We start from the raw sequence: 1,282 nt of genomic DNA, 5'->3' as shown, positions 1-1,282 counted from the left end.
GGTTCTTTTCGCCTTTCCCTCACGGTACTGGTTCACTATCGGTCAGTCAGGAGTATTTAGCCTTGGAGGATGGTCCCCCCATGTTCAAACAGGATATCACGTGTCCCGTCCTACTCGATTTCACTAATAATGCATTTTTGGTTACGGGGCTATCACCCTGTATCGCGGAACTTTCCAGAACCTTCACCTAACGCAGAACTAGCTTAAGGGCTAATCCGGTTTCGCTCGCCGCTACTACCGGAATCTCGGTTGATTTCTCTTCCTCGGGGTACTTAGATGTTTCAGTTCCCCCGGTTTGCCTCATTAACCTATGTATTCAGTTAATGATACTTGCTTATGCAAGTGGGTTTCCCCATTCGGAAATCCCAGACTCAAGAGGCTTTTACTGCCTAATCTGGGCTTATCGCAAGTTAATACGTCCTTCATCGCCTCTGACTGCCAAGGCATCCACCGTGTACGCTTAGTCACTTAACCATACAACCCCAAGAGGTCTTGCATGTTCAAACAACCAAGGTTTGCGTTTAATAATCCGATCAAGAAAATATTAAACATTGGTTTTTCGCCGGACTCATTTATTTGTCTTCACTTTAAAAAGTGAAACCAAAATCAAGACACTTGAATGTGTGTTGTTTGAGAACTCGTTTTTATCCTTCTTTTACAAGAAGCAATAAAAACATTTTTAAAATTAATCTTTCGATTAAATTTACTAGTCAGCTTTCCAGATTGTTAAAGAACATGTGTTTTTGTCATTTTTAACGATGACTAATCCACTTTCTAATCACACTCTTGCGAATGCATTTAGAAAGTGGTGGAGCTATGCGGGATCGAACCGCAGACCTCCTGCGTGCAAGGCAGGCGCTCTCCCAGCTGAGCTATAACCCCATCAAGTTTTACTTCTTAGGAGAAGTTCTATTCAACAGAAAGTGGTGGGCGATACCGGGCTCGAACCAGTGACCCCCTCCTTGTAAGGGAGGTGCTCTCCCAACTGAGCTAATCGCCCATCGTTTTACTTCCGATGAAAAGAAGTGGCGTCCCGTAGGGGAGTCGAACCCCTGTTACCGCCGTGAAAGGGCGGTGTCCTAGGCCTCTAGACGAACGGGACTAAGTTTTCTCTAAGTTATGGGTAACTTAGATGTTCTTTTACATTTTAACCAGGCAATCTGTGTGGACACTGCATAAAACAGCATAAGTCTTTAGGTAAGGAGGTGATCCAGCCCCAGGTTCCCCTAGGGCTACCTTGTTACGACTTCACCCCAGTCATGAACCACACCGTGGTAAACGC

3 tRNA genes and 2 rRNA genes are annotated in these 1,282 nt (G+C 45.1%); all 5 read right to left on the bottom strand.

Annotated elements, in window-relative coordinates:
* Positions 1–474 (bottom strand): 23S ribosomal RNA (locus CZ809_RS20610); the annotation flags it as partial.
* Positions 475–806: 332 nt separating this feature from the next.
* Positions 807–882, bottom strand: a tRNA-Ala gene (locus CZ809_RS20605).
* Between the two features lie 42 nt (positions 883–924).
* A tRNA-Val gene (locus tag CZ809_RS20600) sits at positions 925–1,000 on the bottom strand.
* A 26-nt stretch (positions 1,001–1,026) separates the two neighbouring features.
* Positions 1,027–1,102 (bottom strand) — tRNA-Glu (locus CZ809_RS20595).
* Positions 1,103–1,198: 96 nt separating this feature from the next.
* Positions 1,199–1,282: ribosomal RNA gene (locus tag CZ809_RS20590) — 16S ribosomal RNA — on the bottom strand; the annotation flags it as partial.

This window comes from Photobacterium piscicola (genome assembly GCF_900166965.1).
Taxonomy (GTDB): Bacteria; Pseudomonadota; Gammaproteobacteria; order Enterobacterales; family Vibrionaceae; genus Photobacterium; species Photobacterium piscicola.
This window is presented reverse-complemented; position numbering and strand designations above follow the sequence as displayed.